This window comes from Aquabacterium sp. (genome assembly GCF_004297345.1).
Classification (GTDB): domain Bacteria; phylum Pseudomonadota; class Gammaproteobacteria; order Burkholderiales; family Burkholderiaceae_C; genus Aquabacterium.
On the sequence record NZ_SCTN01000129.1, the window covers coordinates 1 to 19,597 of the forward strand.

Below are 19,597 nucleotides of genomic sequence, written 5' to 3' on the forward strand. Positions count from 1 at the left end.
GTTCTGACGGTGACCTTGGCGCTTCTGGTAGTGCTTACGACGGCGCATCTTGAAGATGCGGACCTTGTCGTGACGACCTTGCGACAGGACAGTTGCTTTGACAGTTGCGCCAGCCACCAGGGGCGTGCCAACCTTCAGTTCAGCGCCGGAGCCGACTGCCAGAACCTGGTCGATCACGATTTCTTGGCCAACGTCCGCAGCAATCTGTTCTACTTTAATTTTTTCGCCAACAGCAACCTTGTATTGTTTGCCGCCGGTTTTTATGACCGCGTATGACATGTGGAGACCTTTCAAACAAAAGAACTTCTCCGCTCGGATTCCTCAAGGAAAACCTATCAGACTCACAATGCGAAGCTCTCCACTCTAGCACGGTCTCTTTGCAATGTAAAGGGGCGATCCGGCCCGACCAGTTCCGAGGCCATGACGGGCGGCGCCAGTTGCATGTTGCTCGACAGCGGGAAACTGGCGTCATACAGTCCGCCCTGCCCGGCCCCAGGCAAGGCCCCATCACCCTGCTGGCCCCAGCCAAAGAAGCGCAGCACCTCTTCGCGCTTGGCCAGGGCATCGGTGAAGCCCAGATGGATCAGCTCGCGGGTGAAGGACGATTCAAAAAGCAGATAGCTGGCCAGCGCCGAGCCGCGCGCAGTCTTGCCGCGACCGTACACACCCACGGCACGCAACATGGCGCGCACGGCGGGAGGCAGCGCCCAGAGGTGCCGAGCCGCAATATCGTCAATGCGCTGGCTGGGTGCGATCACGAGGATGTCGACGGGCCGCAAGGCAGATTGCGCCCGCGCCTCGGGTGTCAGCAAACCAAGCGTCTTGTTGATGCGCTGCATGCGCTCGATGTCCACGGCCAGCGCATCCAGGAAGATGCTGGACATGGCATGGCCGGCGATCTGCGCCAGATTCGGGTACTCGACCACAGCATCACGCGGTGCGGGCGGCTCGTGCAGGCGGCCGGCACCGATCACCAGGATGCGATCGGCCCCCAGATGAATGGCTGGCGAAATGGGGGCCGCCTGACGCATGGAGCCGTCCCCCAGGTAGTGCGGGCGGCCATCCACATGCAGCTTGACCGCCGGGAACACAAAGGGGATGGCAGACGAAGCCATCAGGTGATCCATCGCCAGGTGGTCCTTGACGCTGATGCGCTGCGACCGCGCCCAAGGCTGGATATCGTGGACGGTGTCGTAAAAGGTAACGTGTTCGCCGGTGGTATAGCTGGAGGCCGAGATGGCCACGGCATCCAGATGCCCTTCGGCCATCAACTGCGGCAGGCGCTCCACATTGAAGAGCGAGGGCAGGAACTCACGCAGCGGATCGTTGTTCAGCAGCGAACGCGGACGCGCCCTGCGCCAGCGGGCCAGCGCCCAGCCCAGCGAGAACAGCGTCAGCCATTGGGCACCGGAGCGAATCACCCCCAGGGAGTCAGCACGGTAGACCTGCTCCGCCCGGAAATCTCGCCAGACCTCGACCATGGCGCGCACGGCCAGATCGTAGTGGTCGGCCTGGCAAGCCAGGGCCAGGCCATTGATGGCGCCAGCAGACGTGCCACTGATGATCTGGAAGGGATTGCCGCGCCGCCCCTCCCCGCTTTCACGGCGGATCAGTTGCAGCGCTTGCAGCACACCGACCTGGTAGGCGGCGCGCGCACCACCACCAGTCAGGATCAGGGCAGTCTTTCCAGGCAGGCTCATGGCCCTATATCGGCCATATTTGGCAGTCATTGATGCCCTCCATCCACGTATTAACCCCCAAAAAGAGGCGCAGATTCTTCAGCCAGGCCCGCAAGGCGGCTCACGGGCGCCAGCGCATCAGGGTGGATTTGCCGAACAGGCTCTCGACCAGGTCCACCACCAATTCGGCGGTACGGTTCTGCACATCGCGCGCCGGATTGAGCTCGACCACATCCATCGAGGCCAGACGCCCCGTGTCGGCGATCATTTCCATGCACAACTGCGCCTCACGGTAGGAGGGGCCACCACGAACGGGCGTGCCGACTCCTGGGGCAATATCCGGATCCAGGTAGTCCACATCAAAGCTCAGGTGCAGATGCGTGCGCTCGTCCACCCCCATCAGGGCCTGCTGCATGACCGCACGCATGCCGTGTTCGTCCAGGTGGCGCATGTCAAAGACTTCCAGGCCCTGGGCATGCACGAAGCGGCGCTCCAGAGGGTCCACACTGCGCACGCCAATCAGGCGAATGTGCTCGGCCGACAAGGCTGGCGGCCCCGCATCCGCGCCGTCACCCCATGCCCCTGCAAGCTTCAACAGACTGGCAGGGCCGTGGCCGCACAGCACGGCCACCGGCATGCCGTGGATGTTGCCGCTGGGCGTGATGTCACTGGTATTGAAGTCGGCATGGGCGTCCAGCCAGATCACACGCAGTTGCTTGCCTTGCCGACGGCAATGCGCCGCCACCGCACCGATGGAGCCAATGGCCAGACTGTGATCGCCGCCCAGCAGCATGGGTAAATCGCCATCACGCAGAGCAGCCGATACGGCGTCAAACACCGCCTGGTTCCAGGCCAGCGACTCAGCCAGGTGGCGATGCCCGTCTACCGGCGGCAGCCAGGGATTGGCAGGGCCATGCACATTGCCCGCGTCGTGAACCTGCAAACCCAGATGGGACAAGGCCTCAGGCAGCCCCGCCACACGCAAGGCCTCGGGCCCGAGCGAGGCGCCGCGCATGCTGGCACCAATGTCGGTGGGCGCACCGATCAATCGCAACCGGGTAAGGGGGAGGATTGCGTCGGTGCTCATGGCTTGCCTTTGTTTACCAGCCGCAGGCGATGTCGTCGTCGGGCTTGCCCAGACCGTAGACCTGCTGCAGTGTGCTCCAGGCCTCGTCAGCCGTTTCGACGTAATGGAAAAGCTTGAGGTCTTCCGGGCTGATCATGCCGGTATCAACGAGGTGATCGAAGTTGATCAGCTTGGTCCAGAAATCGCGTCCGAATAGCAGGATAGGACGCTTGCGGCACTTGCCGGTCTGGATCAGAGTGAGCGTTTCGAAGAGCTCATCGAGCGTGCCAAAGCCGCCAGGGAAGCACACCAGCGCCACCGAGCGCATCAGGAAGTGCATCTTGCGCAACGCGAAGTAGTGGAACTGAAAGCACAGGCGCGGCGTGATGTAGGGATTGGGTTCCTGCTCGTGCGGCAACACGATGTTCAGGCCCAGGCTCTTGCCACCGACCTCGAAGGCACCGCGGTTGCCAGCCTCCATCACGCCCGGCCCGCCACCCGTGACCACGTAGATCGGGTTTTGCAACTGGGCCGAGTTCTCGGTGACCAGGCTGGCGAAGGCGCGCGCCTCTTCGTAGTAGCGCGACATGTCGACCTGGCGCTGTGCTGCGCGTACGGCTAGATCACGCGCTGGGCCATCAGCCAGCGCCATGGCGTCCTGCAACTTCGCCTGGGAGACCTCGGCAGGCAGAATGCGCGCGCTACCGAAGACCACGATCGTGGATTCGATGCCCTCTTCGCGCTGAATCATCTCGGGCTTGAGCAACTCCAGCTGCATGCGCACGGGACGCAGATCGGGGTGCAGCAGGAAGTCCTGATCGGCAAAGGCCAAGTCGTAGCTGCTGTCCGGGCCGGAGTACAGCGATGGTTTGACCGCACTGGCGGCATTGACGTCCTGACCTGCCGTCGGGAAGTTGCGCTCAAGCAGCTCTTTGGGGTTGTTCATGTTCTACGGTCCTGCGCTGTGGCTGCACCGCCTGCAAAGGGAGCGGCGCTTGATGTCAGTATGCAGCCGCAGCGGGGGCTCGTGCCGCCAAATAAGCCCGACAAGGCGAGGGAGTTGCGGCGTCACCGCAACGCTCGGCTGGCTCAGCAGGCGCCAGCAGCGCCGCCGCAGACCGGGCAGGCAGCCTGACGGCGTGCCCGCATCTCCGTCCAGGACCATGTGCGCCCATCGAGCATCAGCAAGCGCCCGGCCAGGCTTTCGTGACCACACCAAGGCGACATCGGCGAGGATTGCAACAGCAGCTTGATGGCCTCACCCGCCTGCATCACGCCCATCATGCCCACCACGGGCGCAAACACACCCAACATGGCGCAGCGCGTTTCTTCGGGCGGCGCATCCGGCGGGAACAGGCAGGCGTAGCAGGGGCTGGTGCTCACACGAGGGTCGAACACACTGATCTGGCCATCGAAGCGCACGGCAGACGCCGACACCAGAGGCACGCCGCATTCACGGCTGACACGGTTGATCAACTGGCGGATGGCGAACCGATCGGTGCAATCAAGCACCACATTGACTTGGGGCACCCATTCGCGCAACAAAGCCTCATCGGCCGCCTGAGCGATGGCATGCACCTGCACGCCTGGGTTGAGCTGAGACATCGCCAGTTCGGCGGACAGCACCTTGGGCTGCCCGACACGCTCGGTGGTGTGGGCAATCTGGCGCTGCAGATTGGTGATATCGACGGTGTCCGGATCAACCACCGTGATGCGCCCCACACCCGCCGATGCAAGGTACATCAGGGCCGGTGCACCCAGCCCGCCCGCACCGATCACCAGCGCATGGGACGCGAGCAACTTGTCCTGCGCCTCTTCCGACCATTCATCCAGCAGGAGATGGCGGCTGTAGCGCAGGCGCTGATCGTCGTCCAAGGCAGAAATCAGTTCTTGTTGTCTTCGGGCTTGCGCTCGGTCATGGTCTTGGAGGCCAGGACAGGCTTGTTCTGAAGCTTGTTGAGCGCTTGCTGCAGCGGGAAGTCCTCGGGGCTGCCGAACTCGGCCAGCTTGGGTGCTTCACCCTTCTTGGCGTTGGCTTCCTCGATCTTCTTGATGGCCTCTTCGCGCGCCTTCTCGCGAGCGGCATCCTTCACTTCGGCGCCCTGACCGCTGGTGATGTGCTTTTCCAGATCGGCTTCACGCACACGCAGGGCCGAGTACACATTGCCTTCGGCACTCTCATCGACCATGACGTCAGGCACGATGCCCTTAGCCTGGATCGAGCGACCGCTCGGTGTGTAGTAACGCGCCGTGGTGATCTTCAAGGCCGTATCAGCCGTCAGCGGGCGCACGGTCTGAACCGAGCCCTTGCCGAAGGTCTGGCCACCCATCAGGACCGCACGCTTGTGATCCTGCAAGGCACCCGACACGATCTCGCTGGCAGAAGCCGAACCCTCGTTGACCAGCACAACCAAAGGCACCGTCTTGATGGCTGCAGGCAACTTGGCGAGCGGGTCGCCACCATAGGCACCGCCGTAGTCACCCGGACGGGCGCGGAACTCTTTCTTGGAGTCCGCCAACTGGCCGTTGGTGCTCACCACCAGCACATCCTTGGGCAGGAACGCGGCCGACACGGCAATCGCGCCTTCCAGATAGCCACCGGGGTCATTGCGCAAATCCAGCACGAGGCCCTTCATCTTGGGCTCGTCCTTGAACAGCTTGTCCACCTTGGTGACGAAGTCTTCAACCGTGCGCTCCTGGAACTGGGAGATGCGCACCCAGCCATAACCAGGCTCCACGATCTTGGTCCGCACGCTCTGGACGTGGATCTCCTCGCGGATGATCGTGACCGGGAAATTGCGGCTTTCAGACTTGCGGTAAATACCCAGAACCACCTTGGTGTTGGGGTCCCCGCGCATGCGTTTGACAGCCTGATCCATGGTCAGCCCCTTGACGGAGGTGTCATCGATCTTGGTGATCAGGTCACCTGTCTTGATGCCGGCGCGAAAAGCAGGAGAGCCCTCGATCGGGGAGACCACCTTGACCAGGCCGTCTTCCATGCCGATCTCGATGCCGACACCGACAAACTTGCCGGAGGTGCTTTCGCGGAATTCCTTGAAGCCGACCTTGTCCAGGTAGACCGAGTGCGGATCCAGACCGGCTGCCATGCCGCTGATCGCGTCGCCGATGAGCTTTTTCTCGTCAACGGGCTCGACATAATCGGACTTGATCAGGCCAAAAGCCCGCGCAAGCTGAGCCATGTCCTCCATCGGGAGCGGCACCATGGAACTGCGGGCGGTTGCACCGAATTGCATGGTGGTCAGGCCGCCGGCCAGCGCACCCAGCGCGACCCAACCTGCGATCTTCAATTTGGAAGTCATGGCGTTGATTTGCCTTTTTGAACCACAGCGACACAGGTTGCTCAACTCAACCTGCTTGATGACCGGTCAGTATAGGACCGCCCAGCCCTGCTCGCAGGGCAATAAGCAAGCACTTACCCCTCTGATGAGCGGATTGACGCCATTTTCCGGCGCCCAAGCGGGCATTCCACCCGACCATGTCGCGCAAAGGTGACGACCGGAGGCCGAGGAAACGCCTCCGGCAGGGTCAGCAGATGAGCAAACTCAAGGCGCAGACTTGACTTCGACAGGCGCGAAATCAACCGGCACCCAGCTGTAGCTGTTCTTGCCTTCTGCGCGAACGTGCCCGATACCAGGGAACGGCAAATGCGCACCGGCCACCAGCAATGCATCCTTGGCGGTCCAGTTCAGCAGGTGCATGCGGGTGGCCAAGGCCTTGGCCTGGTCACTGTCGAACTCGATGGTGACCTTGGGCTGGGGCAATTGCACAGCCGCGTTGTGCACCACATCACCCCAGACCAGCAGCTTCTGCCCCTTGGATTCCAGCAGGTAACCGGTGTGACCTGGCGTGTGGCCATGCTCGGACACCGGCTTGATGCCTGGCTGCAGCTCCGCCTCGCCCTCGAAGGTCGTGAAATGACCGGCCTTGATATACGGCGCGGTGGCATCCTGCGGCGCCTTGAAGAACATCTTGGATGCGTCCGGCGCCTTGGCCAGACTCACCGGGCTGAGCCAGAAGTCGGCATCGGCCTTGGCGGCAAAAACCTGGGCATTGGGGAAGGCCACCTGCCCGTCCGCCGTCAGCAGGCCACCTACGTGATCGCCATGCAGGTGGGTCAGCAAGATCGTGTCGACCTGAGCCGGGTCGTAGCCAGCGGCCTTCAGGTTGGCCAGCACATGGCCCAAGGTCGGGCCGAACACCTTGGCGGCACCGGTGTCCACCAGCACGAGCTTGCTGCCTGTGTTGACCAGGAAGGCGATCACGGCGGTGGGCGTCGGGTTGGTGCGGAACATCTTCGCCAACAGCTTCTGAGTTTGCTCGGGCGTGGTGTTCTTGAGCAGCTTGGTATCGAGGTTGATCTGACCGTCATACAGAGCCGTCACTTCGAAGGCACCAATCATCTGGCGGTAGTAGCCGGGCACTTGAGTGAGCACCTGCGGCGCCTCGGCGCGGGCGGCAGGCATGGCGCCAAGCGTCGCAAGGCTGAGGGCAAGGGGGGCGAGCCAGCGGGGCGTGCGAATCATCTGCTTTTCTCCTGGGTGGTCTGGGTGCAACGATGGGTACTGCAGGGACACCAAAGTCTAGGGGGGATCAGGGCCTGTTTGCCGACCTCACCATGAATACCCACGCGAAACGACAGTCCACAAATGCTAAGGTGTGCAAAGAAATAACTTCCGCTTCTGCGCCACAAGGATCCCGTCCATGAGCCAGCGCTCTCCCCTGACCTCTTTGTCGATCAGGGGCCTCATCACCTGGCTGAGCTACAGCATCACTGGTTTGTTGGCGGTGTCGCTGTCAGCGCCACACGAGCATGTCTCCCCGCTGTACCTGCCTGCGGGGCTGGCACTGGCGTTCCTCATGGGCTGGGGCCCGAGCATGCTGCTGCCGATCGGATTGGGTTCCGCCACAGTGATCGCACTCATTGCGCTGCAGGACCTGCCCACCGCAGCATGGCAATCGGTGATGAGCATGGCTGTGATCGGCGGGGCAGGCGCCAGCTTGCAAGCGTGGGTCGCCTGGCGGCTGACCCATCGCCCTGATCAGCCACCATTGACGCTGGAAAAGCCACTGGAGATCGGGCGCTTCCTGCTGTTGGCAGGCCCCATAGCCTGCATCGTGCATGCCATCGTGTCGATCGGCGCGCGCACGGCCTTGGGCCTGATGCCGACCAACGTGGCGCCGCAAGCGTTTCTGGGCTGGTGGACAGGTGACACGCTGGGCGTGCTGGTGGGCGCGCCCATGATGTTGACGCTGGTCGGTCAGCCAGCCACATTGTGGCGAGCCCGCCGTCGACCGGTCGGGATCCCCCTGCTGATCGCCACAGTGCTGCTGGCGCTGGGCGTGCGCGAAGTGCAGATCTGGGGGCAGGAGAGAGAGGCCGCGGTCTTCGATCAGGACGTTCAAGCCACCACCAACGCGGTCAACCTGCGCATCAATGGCTACCGTGATGCACTGGCGGCGCTCAGTGGTGTCTTCCAGGCTTCCGATGAAGTCAAGCGTGACGAGTTCACCAAGGCCGCACGCTACTGGATCGACTCGCTCAAAGGCATACAGGCTGCCGGATGGGATGAACGGCTGCACGCGGCCGATCTGCCGCTGTTTGAAGCCCGACAACAGCAAGAAGGCATCACCGGCTACAAGGTGTTCGATACGCACAAACGACTACCGCCTTCCGGCGCCGAACTGGCTGTGGTGCGCTACATCGAACCACGCGCCGGCAATGAAGCGGCGCTGGGCTACAACGCCCTGTCCATGGAGGCCACGCGCGAGGCCTATGAGCAGGCCCGACGTGAAGACCGTACCGTCGCATCGCGCGGCTTCAAGCTGATGCAGGAGAGGGCCCAGCAAACGGGCATCGTCGTTTACCAGCCGGTGTTCAAAGGCACCCCGTTCACACCGCAGGCACGCGTTCAAGCCAATACCGGGGCCGTGTTCCTGGCACTGCGCATGGATGACGCAATCAACGCCATGCTGCAAGGCCACCCGGCTTATCTGGAAGCCTGCATGATCGACGCCAGCGCGCCCGGCCGCCCCTTGCTGGGTGGCACCGCCACTTGCCGGGCGGGCCAAGCCGGCCAGGCCAGCGCTCACCGTGCGCAGGTACCCATCGAGTTTGCCGGCCGCCAATGGCAGCTGTCCATGTGGAGTTCAGGGCCTGTGCCTGTGGCCGGCCTGGGCGTGACTTCATGGTTGCTGGCCATCGGCGGCGTGTCACTGGCTGCCGCGCTGGGCGCCTTGCTGCTGGTCATGACCGGCCACGCGCGCCGCATCGAAGCCGCCATGGATGAAGCCCGTGCACAGCGCAGTGCGGCCGAGTTGGCCAACCAGGCCAAGAGCGACTTCCTGTCGCGTATGAGCCATGAACTGCGTACGCCGCTCAATGCGGTGCTGGGTTTCGCGCAAGTGATGTCGCTGGATCAGCGCGAGCCGCTGCCGCCGACGCAGCGCCAGCGCGTCGAACAGATCCAGCAAGCCGGCTGGCATCTGCTGGACATGATCGACGACGTGCTGGACATCTCCCGTATCGACATGGGCACGCTCAAGCTGCAGGCTCAGCCGCTGCGTGCGCGTGACGAGGTGAGCATGGCCGCCAAGCTGCTGCAGGAAGAAGCAGACAAGCAAGGCGTGACGCTGAGCACGCAAGCCGACATCCCCAGCGAATGGGGTGTGCTCGCCGATGCGGCCCGCCTGCGCCAGATCCTGGGGCACTTGCTGAGCAATGGCATCAAGTTCAACCAGCGCGGCGGCCAGGTTTCGCTGTCGGTGGCGCAAGGCGCGCCACAAGACAACAGCCCTCGCCTGCTCATCACCGTTCAGGACACGGGCATGGGCATGAACGAGCAGCAGCTCTCGCAGCTGTTCCAGCCCTTTAACCGCCTTGGGCGCGAGCAAGGTCCCACCAGCGGCACGGGCATCGGCCTGGTCATCAGCCGGCATCTGGCGCTGCTGATGGGCGGCGAGCTGGATGTGCAAAGCCAGGAAGGCCAAGGCAGCACCTTCACCTTGTCGCTGCCGTTTGCGGCCTTGCAACCCACAGCTGCCAGCCAGAGCCTGAGCCCGGCCAGCAAGGCATCGACAGGCGGCGAGCCCACACCACGCCACGTGCTGTACGTGGAAGACAACCTGGCCAACAGCGAAGTGATCCGCTCGGCGCTGGCCGCCCGGCCCTGGATCACCGTCACAGTGGCGCCCACCACCGAAGAAGGGCTGGCCGTGCTGCACAACCGTTTGCGTGGCAGCAAGCCCGACCTGATCCTGCTGGATGTGCACTTGCCCGATGCCTCGGGCCAGGAGTTGCTCAAGCTGATCAAGGCCAACCCGGATACGGTGGACATCCCCGTGATCATGATCTCGGCCGACGCCATGCCCGAGCAGATCGACGCAGCCCTGAGTGCAGGTGCTGCGTGCTATCTGACCAAGCCCGTGCAACTGGCGGAACTGCTGCGCCAGGTGGATGAGCTGATGCCGGCCTGAAGCGCTGCTCAGCGCGGCGCGTATTCAGGCACCAGCTCGTGCAAACGGGCGCGCAAGGTGGGTGGCGCACTGGCCGATTCATCCACTGCCAACGCCATCAGGCGCTCGATCCAGTCAGGCGGCAACTCGCCGCGCAGTTGCGCCAGACGCAAGCGTGGATGGGGTGTGGGCAAGGTCGTATCGGCGTCAGCGAGCAGTTCCTCAAAAAGCTTTTCGCCAGGGCGCAGGCCGCTGAACACGATGGGGATCTCGGCTTCCGTGTGGCCGCTGAGGCGGATCAGTTCACGCGCCAGATCGGCGATCTTCACGGACTTGCCCATGTCCATCACGAAGACCTGCCCCGTTTCAGCCAGGGCCGCTGCCTGCAGCACCAGTTGCGCCGCCTCAGGAATGGTCATGAAGTAGCGCGTGATCTCGGGGTGCGTGACCGTGACCGGGCCGCCCTTGGCGATCTGTTCCTTGAACTTGGGGATCACGCTGCCACTGGAGCCCAGCACATTGCCGAAACGCACGGCCATGAAGCGCGTGTTGGTGCCCTTGCCAGCCCAGTGCGATACCACCATCTCGGCGGCACGCTTGGTGGCCCCCATCACATTGGTGGGATTCACGGCCTTGTCGGTCGAGATCAGCACGAAGCGCTTGACGCCCTGCTCTGCCGCCGCCTGCGCCACCAGATAGGTGCCCAGGGTGTTGTTGCGCAGCGCGATCCAGGCATTGTCATCTTCCATCAAGGGCACGTGCTTGTAGGCCGCTGCGTGGAAGACCAGATCCGGCTGGTGCAACTGCATGGCGCGGCGCAAGGCGCCCAGATCCTTCACATCGCCCACCAGGCGCACCAAAGGCAGATGCGGGAAGCGCTCACCCAGATCCTGCTCGACTTGATACAGCGCGAACTCGCTGAGCTCGAACAGCACGAGGCGACTGGGGCCAAAGCGCGCAATCTGGCGGCACAACTCGGAACCGATCGAGCCACCTGCGCCCGTGATCATCACGGTCTGGCCGCTGATCAGATCCGACACGGCGCTTTCGTCCAGCTTGACGGGCTCACGGCCCAGCACATCGTCGGGTTCGATGTCACGCACCCGGTCGATGCGCGAGCGGCCTTCGCGCAACTCGTCTGCGGAAGGCACGGTCACCACGGGCAGCCCGGTGGCCGCGGCCAGATCCAGGGCACGCTTGCGCTGGGCATTGGAGGCCGAGGGCATGGCCAGGATCAGGTGGGTGACGTCATCGAGCATGCTGGCATCTGTCAGCATGTCCAGGCCGCCCCTCACGTTGACGCCAGCGATGCTGGATCCCTGCTTGCGGGCATCATCGTCCAACAGACCCACCACCGTCCAGCCTCGATGCTGGATGCCGGCAATCAGCAGCTTGGCGGCGGCACCGGCGCCCAGCACCAACGCACGTTGCCCCGTAGGCTGACGCCCGGCACGGCGCGCGCGAGACGATTCGCTGAGCATGCGCACCGTCATGCGGGCCAGCGACATCATGATCAGGCTGAACACGGGGTGCAGGGCCAGCACGGCACGCGGCACTTCAACCAGATGGGCCATGAGCACCACCACGGCGCTGGCCAGACCGGCACCGAGGCAAACCCAACTCAAGCGGGTGATTTCATGGAAGCTCGTGTAGCGCCAGGTGGCGCGAGGCACATTCAACGCCCAGGACACGGCGCTGTACACGGCGATCACGCCCAGCAGGACTGCGCCGTCGTAATTCGGACGCTCGTGCAGCCAGCGCTCCACCCCCATGCGAAACAGGTAGGTGGTGTGCCATGCCAGCAAGATCAGCACAGCATCGGCCAGCAGCACCACGGCCTGACGGCGGGGGCGAATCCGATCCAGAAAACGATTCAAGGGTGTCCAGAGCATGTTGGAAGCTGGCGGGGGAGAAAGGGCTCAACCCGCCATTGTGCCTTCGTCAGCCGGCACTGCCAGGTTCAGCCTATCGTGCTGGAGCGACTCCAGCTCGATGAAGGCCGTGATCATGCTGCGGTAAACGGCCTCCACCACTTCAGGCGGGGCACCCATGTCACGCGCATGCCGCAAGGCCTTGTCGATGACCTGGCGAACACGATCGGGGGCCGCCACATCGGCCTTGTTGCGCTTGAAACGCGCCGCTTCGTTCACATACCGTCCGCGCTCGGCCAAGAGGCCCACCAGCATGAAATCGATCTGGTCGATGGCCGAACGCACGTCGGCCAGGGTGTCGCAAGGGGTCATGGTCATCTCCTGATATGGGGTGAGGAACCGCCCTTTCAGGAGACAGGTGCGTCAAGTCGACTTGAGTGCACCAAAGAAAATGCCGCCTGAGGGGCGGCATTCGTTTCTACACACGTGTCAACGTCAAGCCGCCGGATGAGGGCAGCGCCACCAGGAGGCGGTCAGCAGAACGTTGATGCGGTGTGTCGTCATGGCGAACATCCTAACTTGAAGCAGCGAGGCTTGTCCAGCACGATCACGCTGGCCGCAACGACTCACTGGCAACGCAGGCCTTTGGCGAGCAAATCGTCACGGTCCAGCACCCACATGGACCACAGCTTGAGCTTCATGACAGGCGGCTGCCAAGCCAACTCGGGGTAGGACTTGGTGATGTCATGCGGCGCCATCACCGCCAGGCGCGGATGGGTGCACAACCAGGCCTGCCACTGGCTCTTGGGCACCAGCACCTTGGGCGCCAGGGTGGGGTTGAATTCGCCGGCATCGAACAGCTCCTTGCGGTCGTTGTCGTGCTTGGGCAGATCCGGATCATCCCAGTTGCTGATGACAGGAATCGGGCCAGGCTGTGCCAGGTAGAACGGCAGGTCGTAGACAAATTCGTTGACGTAGACCAGCGGCACGCCCTGCTTGAGCAGCGGTTGCAGCACAGGCAACACGGGGCGAGAAGATTGCTCGTCGTACTTCACCGCCGCACCAATCAGGCCCAGGCACATCAGCGCAGCGGCAGCGCCCCAGACCTTGGGCGCCCAGGCACTGACTGCGGGCCAGCGCTGCGTCAAGGTATCGGCCACCAGATAGGCCAGTGGCGGCAGGGCCGGCAAGATGTAGCCGGGCAGCTTGGACGCGGGAATGGAGAAGAACACCAGGATCACGATCATCCAGACCCAGGCCAACCAACGCAATGCCGAGCGAGACGCCAAGACCTGTGCATCGACCGCCTCAACCGAGGCGCCCTGCCCCGCTCGTGGCCCGGGCCCCCAGACGGTCAGCAGCCAAGCCGGCACCCAGGGCAGCGTCAGACCCACCATCAGCGGCAGGTAGTACCACCAGGCGTGCATGTTGTTGAAGCCCGTCTGCGTGAAGCGCTGGAAGTGCTGGTAGATGAAGAAGTAGTGGAAGAAGTCGGGGTACAGGCGCTGCATGGCCACAAACCACGGCGCGGCCACCACGGCCAACACAATCAGGCCAGGCAAGGACAGCAGCCCCAGAATGGCACGCCAGCGGCCCGTCAACAGCGACCAGGCCACGATGACCGCACCCGGCAGAACCAGGCCGATCAGGCCCTTGGCCAGCAAACCCAGGCCGGCCAGTGCATAGGCACCCCACAAAGCCAGGCGATAACCTTGACCAGCTTCGCGTGCCAGCACGGCATGGGCCGCCAAGGCAATCGTGGCGGAAATACAGCCGGCCACCAGCATGTCCAGGTTGGCGTACTGCGCCCCACCGAACCAGAAGGGCTGGGTGACCAGCACCAGCGCCGACCAGCCCGCCACACGCGCTCCGCCCCACCGGCGCACCAGCAGGTATAGGCCCATGGCGCCCAACCAGGCACCAAAGACCGATGCCAGACGCGCCGCCCACAAGGTCAGGCCAAAGGTTTTGAGCGACAGTGCCGTGAGCCAGTAGAACAATGGCGGCTTGTGGAAGAAGGGCAAACCGTTGAGCGTGGGCGTCAGCCAGTCGCCGCTGCGGATCATTTCCCAGGCGACGCCAGCGTATCGGCCTTCGTCAGGCACAGCCAGGGGGCGCCACCACGCCGTGCAGAGCAGCCAGGCCAATACGGCGAGCGCCACAGCCCAAATCGGCCAGGTTTTCCTGGAAGCGTGCGTCACAAGCGTCACAAAAGAGCCCATTCACAAAGAGGAGCAAGACGACCCAGATGGTCTGCAAGGACCACCTGTGAAAGGCGCACAGTGTAGCGAAGCCTGTCGAGCCGTTTCAGCCGTTTCAATCGGTTAGGCCCGCGTCAGGCCAGGCTGCTCAGACGCACGATCCGAACCCGCGCGTCGGCCAGCAGGCATGCAAAGGCATCCCCGGTCAGCACCGCGTGCTCCATGCGCCGGGACTGCGCAATCACATCGGGCCAGGGAGGTGGCACCTGCATCACGACGGAAGGATGGCACATCAGCAGATCGCCACGTGGTCGCACCAGCTTGAGCCAGGCCTGCCAGCGCTGAACGTAAGCCTGTGCATCGGCATCAAAGGGATACACACCCAGCAGACGCTCGCTGCGCCGCAAGCCCAGCGCCACCACACCGCGCCCGATGACGGATGCGCCCAACGTGGCAATGATGGCGGCCTTGACCGTGTCAGACACGCTGATGCCTGCCAGCACGGCCTGCCAACCTGGCGCGCGGCACTGCCGCACCCATGGTTTGACGCCAACCTGCCCGGCTGGATAACGCCTGCGCAAGACCTGCAGCAAGGCATCGCGAATCTGAGGCAACTGGTGCGCGTGCTGGTGCCCGTCGATGAAATCAGGCGCACGGCCCCAGACAGCCTCGAAGCGATCCCACTGGCGCTCGATTTCGGTCACCAATCGCGCCACGTTCAGGCGGCCCAGGTAACAAGCCTTGATCAGCGCGCCCAGCGGCAAGCTCGGGCACGCCGATTGCGCTGGCACATCCAGGGTCTCCGTGAAATTGAGGTGCAGGCCCACATCGGCCACAGTCCGATCCGCTGCGCCAATGGCTTCACGCAGGTGCGCCGCACCACTGGCCCAACTTGGCCCATCCACCAGGCAACTGACCGCTGAAATGCGCCGCATGGCCAGCAGATCAAACACAGCCTGATTCACGCCATCGTGCAGACCGAAATCGTCAACGCACACGGCCAACAAGCGCTCAGCCCGGCTCGCCATGGGCTCAGTCACCCGTATGGCCGGGGGCAGACACGTCCAGGCCACGGCCCAGAGCGCGGCGCACCACGTACAGCGGGCGTCCCTTCACTTCTTCAAAGATCCGGGCGATGTACTCACCCAGGATGCCCAGGCCGATCAACTGGATGCCCACGAAGAAGGACAACAGCACGATGATGGTGGTCCAGCCCGACACCTTGTTGCCGTAAATCAGGAAATCGACGATCACGACGGCACCGTAGATGAAAGCCATCAGGGCCATGACCATCCCGGCGATGCTGGCAACGCGCAGCGGCCAGGTCGTGAAAGCCGTCAGCCCGTCGATCGAAAACGCGATCAGCTTGAGTGCGTTGTAATTGGTCTTGCCCACGGCGCGCTCGGCGGGCTCGTAGGGAATCGCCACGGACTTGAAGCCGACCCAGGCGTACAGGCCCTTCATGAAGCGGTTGCGTTCGGGCAAAGCCAGAATGGCCTCCACAACGGCACGGTCCATGAGTCGGAAATCGCCCGCATCCGGCGGCACCTGGAAACGCGACTTCGCATTGATCAGGCGGTAGAACGCACGGGTACCCACCTGCTTGAACAGGCTTTCGTCATCGCGGTTGGCGCGCAAGGCATAGACCACGTCGGCGCCTGCCTGCCACTGGCTGATCATTTCGGGGATGAAGCGCGGCGGGTGCTGCATGTCCGAGTCCATCAGGACCACGACGTCGCCGTTGGCGGCCTGCAAGCCTGCCGTCAGTGCGGCTTCCTTGCCGAAGTTGCGCGAAAACTCTATCGCCCGAAACCCGGGTTGGCGTGCCCACTCATCAAAAACGGCCGAGGTGTCATCACGGCTGCCGTCGTTGACCAGGATCACTTCCCACTCTGACGTACACGCCGCCAGTTGCTCAGACAGAACGGGCAACAGCAAACGCAGGTTGGCCGCTTCGTTGTAGCAGGGAATGACGCAGCTCAGGCGGGGCAGCTGGGCGCGAACGCTGGAGGGGGTCGGTTGGGCAATCACGGTCATCCCGTGATTATCGCGGCTATCGGGCCACATCTGGCTTCATCAGGGGGCCGACCCTTTTTGGATGATTTGTCGTCGGCCTTGCCTGCCGGGGGCCCAACCAGAAAGGCCCCGGCCAGCTCTCACCACACTCGATTACTTGATGTTGGCAGCGTCGTGGTTGCGCTGATGCCGGTCGTGGCGGCGCTCCATGCGATCGTGATGCAGGTCAGTCTTGTCCTTGGCGATGTCGTGTTTGTCAGCCCGCACTTCCTTTTGCTCGGCTTCGCGCTTGGCTTCGAACTTTTCCGCTGCGGCGGTATCGCCACGCTTCACGGCTGCGTCTTCACGACGCTGATCGACGGCGCGTTCCTTGCGATCGGTAGACAGCTCCTTGCGGTCCTTGGCCAGATCGGCCTTGTCGGCGCGGATGTCCTTGGTGTCCTGGCGAATTTCCTTGTTGTCCTTCTTGACTTGCTGCACGGCGCTGGCCGCGGGGGCGGCAGGGGCGCCAGTCTGGGCAAAAACAGGCAGGGCAAAGGCGGTCACCAGGGCGGTTGCAATCAGCTTGGTCTTCATGGAAATATCCTTTCAGCGGGGTTCGCGTTGTGAAGTTCGGTGTGCGGTTTGTGTCGTATTGATCGACGTTTCGCAGCGCCTTGACATCTACAACGCGGGCTGATTTCAGTGTGTTGACCCAGGCTTTGCAAAGGGTTTGTAAAGAACGGCGGCCCTTGTGTTCACAATCGCCCCATGACTGATTCGCACGAACTCCCACCTCTGCCCACCATCGAGCTGGGCACCTACCGGCACTACAAAGGCAATCTGTACGACGTGCTGGGCGTGGCCCGCCACAGCGAAACGCTGGAGGCGCTCGTCGTTTACCGCCCGCAATATGGAGAAGGCGCCCTGTGGGTGCGCCCCTGGGCCATGTTCACGGAGCAGCTAGAGGTCAATGGCGTGCATATGCCTCGGTTTGAACGGCTCTAGAGCCAGGCGTGTCAATTTGTTTGAAACACTGCCGATACCGCTAAGGGCATGGCAGCCAAGCCAAGCAGGACACTTTTCACACCCGAGACCGCACGATGTACCTCATCCCGAAGGACACCATGGCCAGCAAGCTGGACCCTGCGTGGACCTTTCTCAGTGGCGTCGAGCGTCACTTCGAGGAAGGGCCAGCGCAGGCCACGCGGCCCGGTGAGCGTGAACATGCGGTGGTCTTGCCGGTTCATCTGCACGACGGCCTGCCCGAGCGTCTGATGGCGGTCGGGCTGCTGATCGATGACCAGGAAGCCAGTGATGTGGCCTGCTTCATGTTTGGCCTTCCACTGGATGAAATCAGCCCTGACGACATCCGCGATGCCTGCATGGAGGCCTGCAACGTGCTGGGGGGCTGCCTGGTGATGAGCAAAGGCGAGGCGCATACCGTCGAGATCGGCCTGCCCAGAGAACTGCCCCTGCCCCAGTTCACGGAGTTGCAGCGCCATGCGCACGTGAGCGTGACTTTTTCGAGTGAAAGCGACGCCGGACGGCGCATCGTGATCACGGTGTTTGACGCGATTGACCAACGTATCCTGGAGTCCTGACATGAATGTCGCAACACAGACGACACCCGAGGCCTTCCGATTTCTGATCGTCGACGACAGCCGCGCCATCCAGGCCATCATCCGCCGGGTCGTGGAATCCTGCGGCTACCCGGCGGTCGACATCCGCGTGGCCATCAACGGCGAAGCGGCACTGGACATGATCAGTGGCTTCAATCCTCACCTGATCATCACAGACTGGCACATGCCCAAGATGGGCGGTCTGGAATTGCTTCAGACCTTGCGTCAGCTCGGTCAAGCCAACATCAAAGTGGGCCTGGTCACGACGGAAACCAGTCCGACCATGCTGGAAGAGGCGCGCCGCAATGGCGCCGTGTTCGTGATCAACAAGCCTTTCAAGGACACTGAACTGATCTCGCACGTGCGGCACATCGTGCCGGTCGATGGCAGTGCACCGATCGAGGACAAGGTGGAAGAGGCCCCCGCACCCGGACTGGTGATCACCGAAGAGTGCAAGAAGTTGATCCAGTCGCTCATGAACGGCATCCCATTTCGGCTGCTGGAGCAAGAGCCTTTGGTCGTGCATGCCTTGACCTCGCAGAATTTGATCGGGCTGTATGGCGGGCGCAGCAAGCCTGTCACAGCCATTGCCGTGCTGGACATGAACGCTGTGTGCATTCTGGGTGGCGGCGGAAGCAAACAGCCACCCGCGGCTGTGCGGCAGGCCATGCAGCAAGGCCAAGCCACCGAAGGCATGGTCAAGCATGCAAGCCAGTTCATGCAGAACGCGGGCGCCCTCTTGCGTCTGGAAGCTGAGAGTGACCCCGTCCCGTTATCGCGCACCAGCATCGTGCCGCAAGGGTTCCAAAAGCTCAACGAATTGTTGGTCAAGAACGGCGGCCGTGCCGACTTCCGCATCTCGGTGCCAGGCTACGGCGATGGACGCTTCAGCTTCCTGGCCGTCTGACCCCTGCAAGGAGTATTTGCATGCAGCTTGAAAGCGTCGCCATCCTCTTTGTCTTCATCGGCAATGCGGCGGCCATCATCCTGCTGGCCTTCATGCTGTTTCGCATCCTGGGGCAAACGGAAACGACCCATACCATGATGCGGCAAGGCACAGACGAACTGCTGGGCGCGGCCAAACGCCTGCGCGACATGATGTCGTCAGTTGACAGGCTCAGTGACCGCCTGCTTGACGCCAACAAGCAGGCCAGTCAAGCCGGCAACCAAGCCGTCAACATCTCCCAGGAGAGCCTGCAAAAGATCACGGCCCTGACTGATTCGCTGACACGTGAGGGCATTGAGGAACACGAAGGCATGATGGGCGAGATGCGCGAGTTGCTGGAATCGCTGCAGCGCGTGGACCCGGACGGCTACACCGCATGGCGCCAGGACAACCAAGGCAAGCTGAATCAAACGCTGACGCAGCGCAGCCACCTCGCCACGGAACTGGAGCACGTCAAGATTCGTCTGGACGAGGCCAACATCGTCATCAATGAACTGCGCCGCGCCAACAGACTGGCCGAGGCCTCGACACAATCTGCCGAAGTGCTACGTCAGAACATGGACCAGCAGCAGCAGTTGCTCAACCGCGCCAAAGAACGCGCACAGAAGGCCGAAGCGAATGCCAACACGCTGAGCCAGGAAGTGGAGAAACTCCAATCGGAAGTGGGCCATGCGCGCCATCTGGCCGAGAAGGACATGGAAGATTTGCGCGAGCAGATGAATGCCATCACGCAGGAACGCACGG

Annotated in this window: 18 protein-coding genes; 5 read left to right on the forward strand and 13 right to left on the reverse strand. The window is 63.0% G+C overall.

Features of this window, described 5'->3' with window-relative positions; translation table 11 throughout:
• From rplU to EPO09_RS03955, 7 genes are all read right to left on the reverse strand, one after another.
• On the reverse strand, positions 1-279 hold a 279-nt coding region (gene rplU / locus EPO09_RS03925; RefSeq protein ID WP_290640379.1), incomplete at its 3' end, for a 50S ribosomal protein L21.
• Between the two features lie 62 nt (positions 280-341).
• A complete protein-coding gene (locus tag EPO09_RS03930) occupies positions 342-1,700 on the reverse strand; it encodes a patatin-like phospholipase family protein (RefSeq protein ID WP_290640382.1) in 1,359 nt (452 codons plus the stop codon).
• 100 nt (positions 1,701-1,800) lie between these two features.
• The gene (gene rocF / locus EPO09_RS03935; RefSeq protein WP_290640384.1) at positions 1,801-2,766 is read right to left on the reverse strand and encodes an arginase; all 966 of its coding nucleotides are present in this window, start codon (positions 2,764-2,766) and stop codon (positions 1,801-1,803) included.
• Between the two features lie 13 nt (positions 2,767-2,779).
• Entirely contained in the window at positions 2,780-3,691 is a 912-nt protein-coding gene (locus EPO09_RS03940) for a TIGR00730 family Rossman fold protein (protein WP_290640386.1), read from the reverse strand.
• Between the two features lie 143 nt (positions 3,692-3,834).
• The gene (locus tag EPO09_RS03945) at positions 3,835-4,620 is read right to left on the reverse strand and encodes a HesA/MoeB/ThiF family protein (RefSeq protein ID WP_290640388.1); all 786 of its coding nucleotides are present in this window, start codon (positions 4,618-4,620) and stop codon (positions 3,835-3,837) included.
• An 8-nt stretch (positions 4,621-4,628) separates the two neighbouring features.
• Positions 4,629-6,065 carry a S41 family peptidase gene (locus tag EPO09_RS03950; protein WP_290640390.1) on the reverse strand — a complete coding sequence of 479 codons (1,437 nt, stop codon included), beginning with the start codon at positions 6,063-6,065 and terminating at the stop codon, positions 4,629-4,631.
• A gap of 243 nt (positions 6,066-6,308) precedes the next feature.
• Positions 6,309-7,229, reverse strand: a complete 921-nt coding sequence (locus tag EPO09_RS03955) for an MBL fold metallo-hydrolase (RefSeq protein ID WP_290640392.1) — start codon at positions 7,227-7,229, stop codon at positions 6,309-6,311.
• A gap of 238 nt (positions 7,230-7,467) precedes the next feature.
• On the opposite strand from EPO09_RS03955, the gene EPO09_RS03960 reads away from it, so the two are divergent.
• Positions 7,468-10,239 carry a CHASE domain-containing protein gene (locus tag EPO09_RS03960; RefSeq protein ID WP_290640394.1) on the forward strand — a complete coding sequence of 924 codons (2,772 nt, stop codon included), beginning with the start codon at positions 7,468-7,470 and terminating at the stop codon, positions 10,237-10,239.
• An 8-nt stretch (positions 10,240-10,247) separates the two neighbouring features.
• Here the strand turns inward: EPO09_RS03960 and EPO09_RS03965 are convergent, their stop codons facing one another.
• From EPO09_RS03965 to EPO09_RS03990, 6 genes are all read right to left on the reverse strand, one after another.
• Complete coding sequence (locus EPO09_RS03965; RefSeq protein ID WP_290640395.1) at positions 10,248-12,110, reverse strand: nucleoside-diphosphate sugar epimerase/dehydratase; 1,863 nt, start codon at positions 12,108-12,110, stop codon at positions 10,248-10,250.
• A gap of 27 nt (positions 12,111-12,137) precedes the next feature.
• Positions 12,138-12,461: a chorismate mutase gene (locus tag EPO09_RS03970; protein WP_290640397.1), complete on the reverse strand. Its 324-nt coding sequence runs from the start codon at positions 12,459-12,461 to the stop codon at positions 12,138-12,140.
• A 254-nt stretch (positions 12,462-12,715) separates the two neighbouring features.
• Positions 12,716-14,251 (reverse strand): glycosyltransferase family 39 protein, encoded by a 1,536-nt coding sequence (locus EPO09_RS03975; RefSeq protein ID WP_290640399.1) that lies wholly within the window; start codon positions 14,249-14,251, stop codon positions 12,716-12,718.
• 173 nt (positions 14,252-14,424) lie between these two features.
• A complete protein-coding gene (locus EPO09_RS03980) occupies positions 14,425-15,318 on the reverse strand; it encodes a ChbG/HpnK family deacetylase (RefSeq protein WP_290640401.1) in 894 nt (297 codons plus the stop codon).
• A 4-nt stretch (positions 15,319-15,322) separates the two neighbouring features.
• On the reverse strand, positions 15,323-16,327 hold the full coding sequence (locus EPO09_RS03985; RefSeq protein ID WP_290640403.1) for a glycosyltransferase family 2 protein: 1,005 nt from the start codon (positions 16,325-16,327) through the stop codon (positions 15,323-15,325).
• A 132-nt stretch (positions 16,328-16,459) separates the two neighbouring features.
• Positions 16,460-16,882, reverse strand: coding sequence for a hypothetical protein (locus EPO09_RS03990; RefSeq protein WP_290640405.1), 423 nt, complete (start codon positions 16,880-16,882; stop codon positions 16,460-16,462).
• Between the two features lie 174 nt (positions 16,883-17,056).
• Here EPO09_RS03990 and EPO09_RS03995 point away from each other — a divergent pair, with 174 nt between their 5' ends.
• From EPO09_RS03995 to EPO09_RS04010, 4 genes are all read left to right on the forward strand, one after another.
• Complete coding sequence (locus tag EPO09_RS03995; protein WP_290640407.1) at positions 17,057-17,293, forward strand: DUF1653 domain-containing protein; 237 nt, start codon at positions 17,057-17,059, stop codon at positions 17,291-17,293.
• A 95-nt stretch (positions 17,294-17,388) separates the two neighbouring features.
• On the forward strand, positions 17,389-17,889 hold the full coding sequence (locus tag EPO09_RS04000; protein WP_290640409.1) for a hypothetical protein: 501 nt from the start codon (positions 17,389-17,391) through the stop codon (positions 17,887-17,889).
• A gap of 1 nt (position 17,890) precedes the next feature.
• The gene (locus EPO09_RS04005) at positions 17,891-18,814 is read left to right on the forward strand and encodes a response regulator (protein WP_290640412.1); all 924 of its coding nucleotides are present in this window, start codon (positions 17,891-17,893) and stop codon (positions 18,812-18,814) included.
• Between the two features lie 20 nt (positions 18,815-18,834).
• A partial coding sequence (locus EPO09_RS04010) for a hypothetical protein (RefSeq protein WP_290640414.1) occupies positions 18,835-19,597 on the forward strand: 763 nt, incomplete at its 3' end.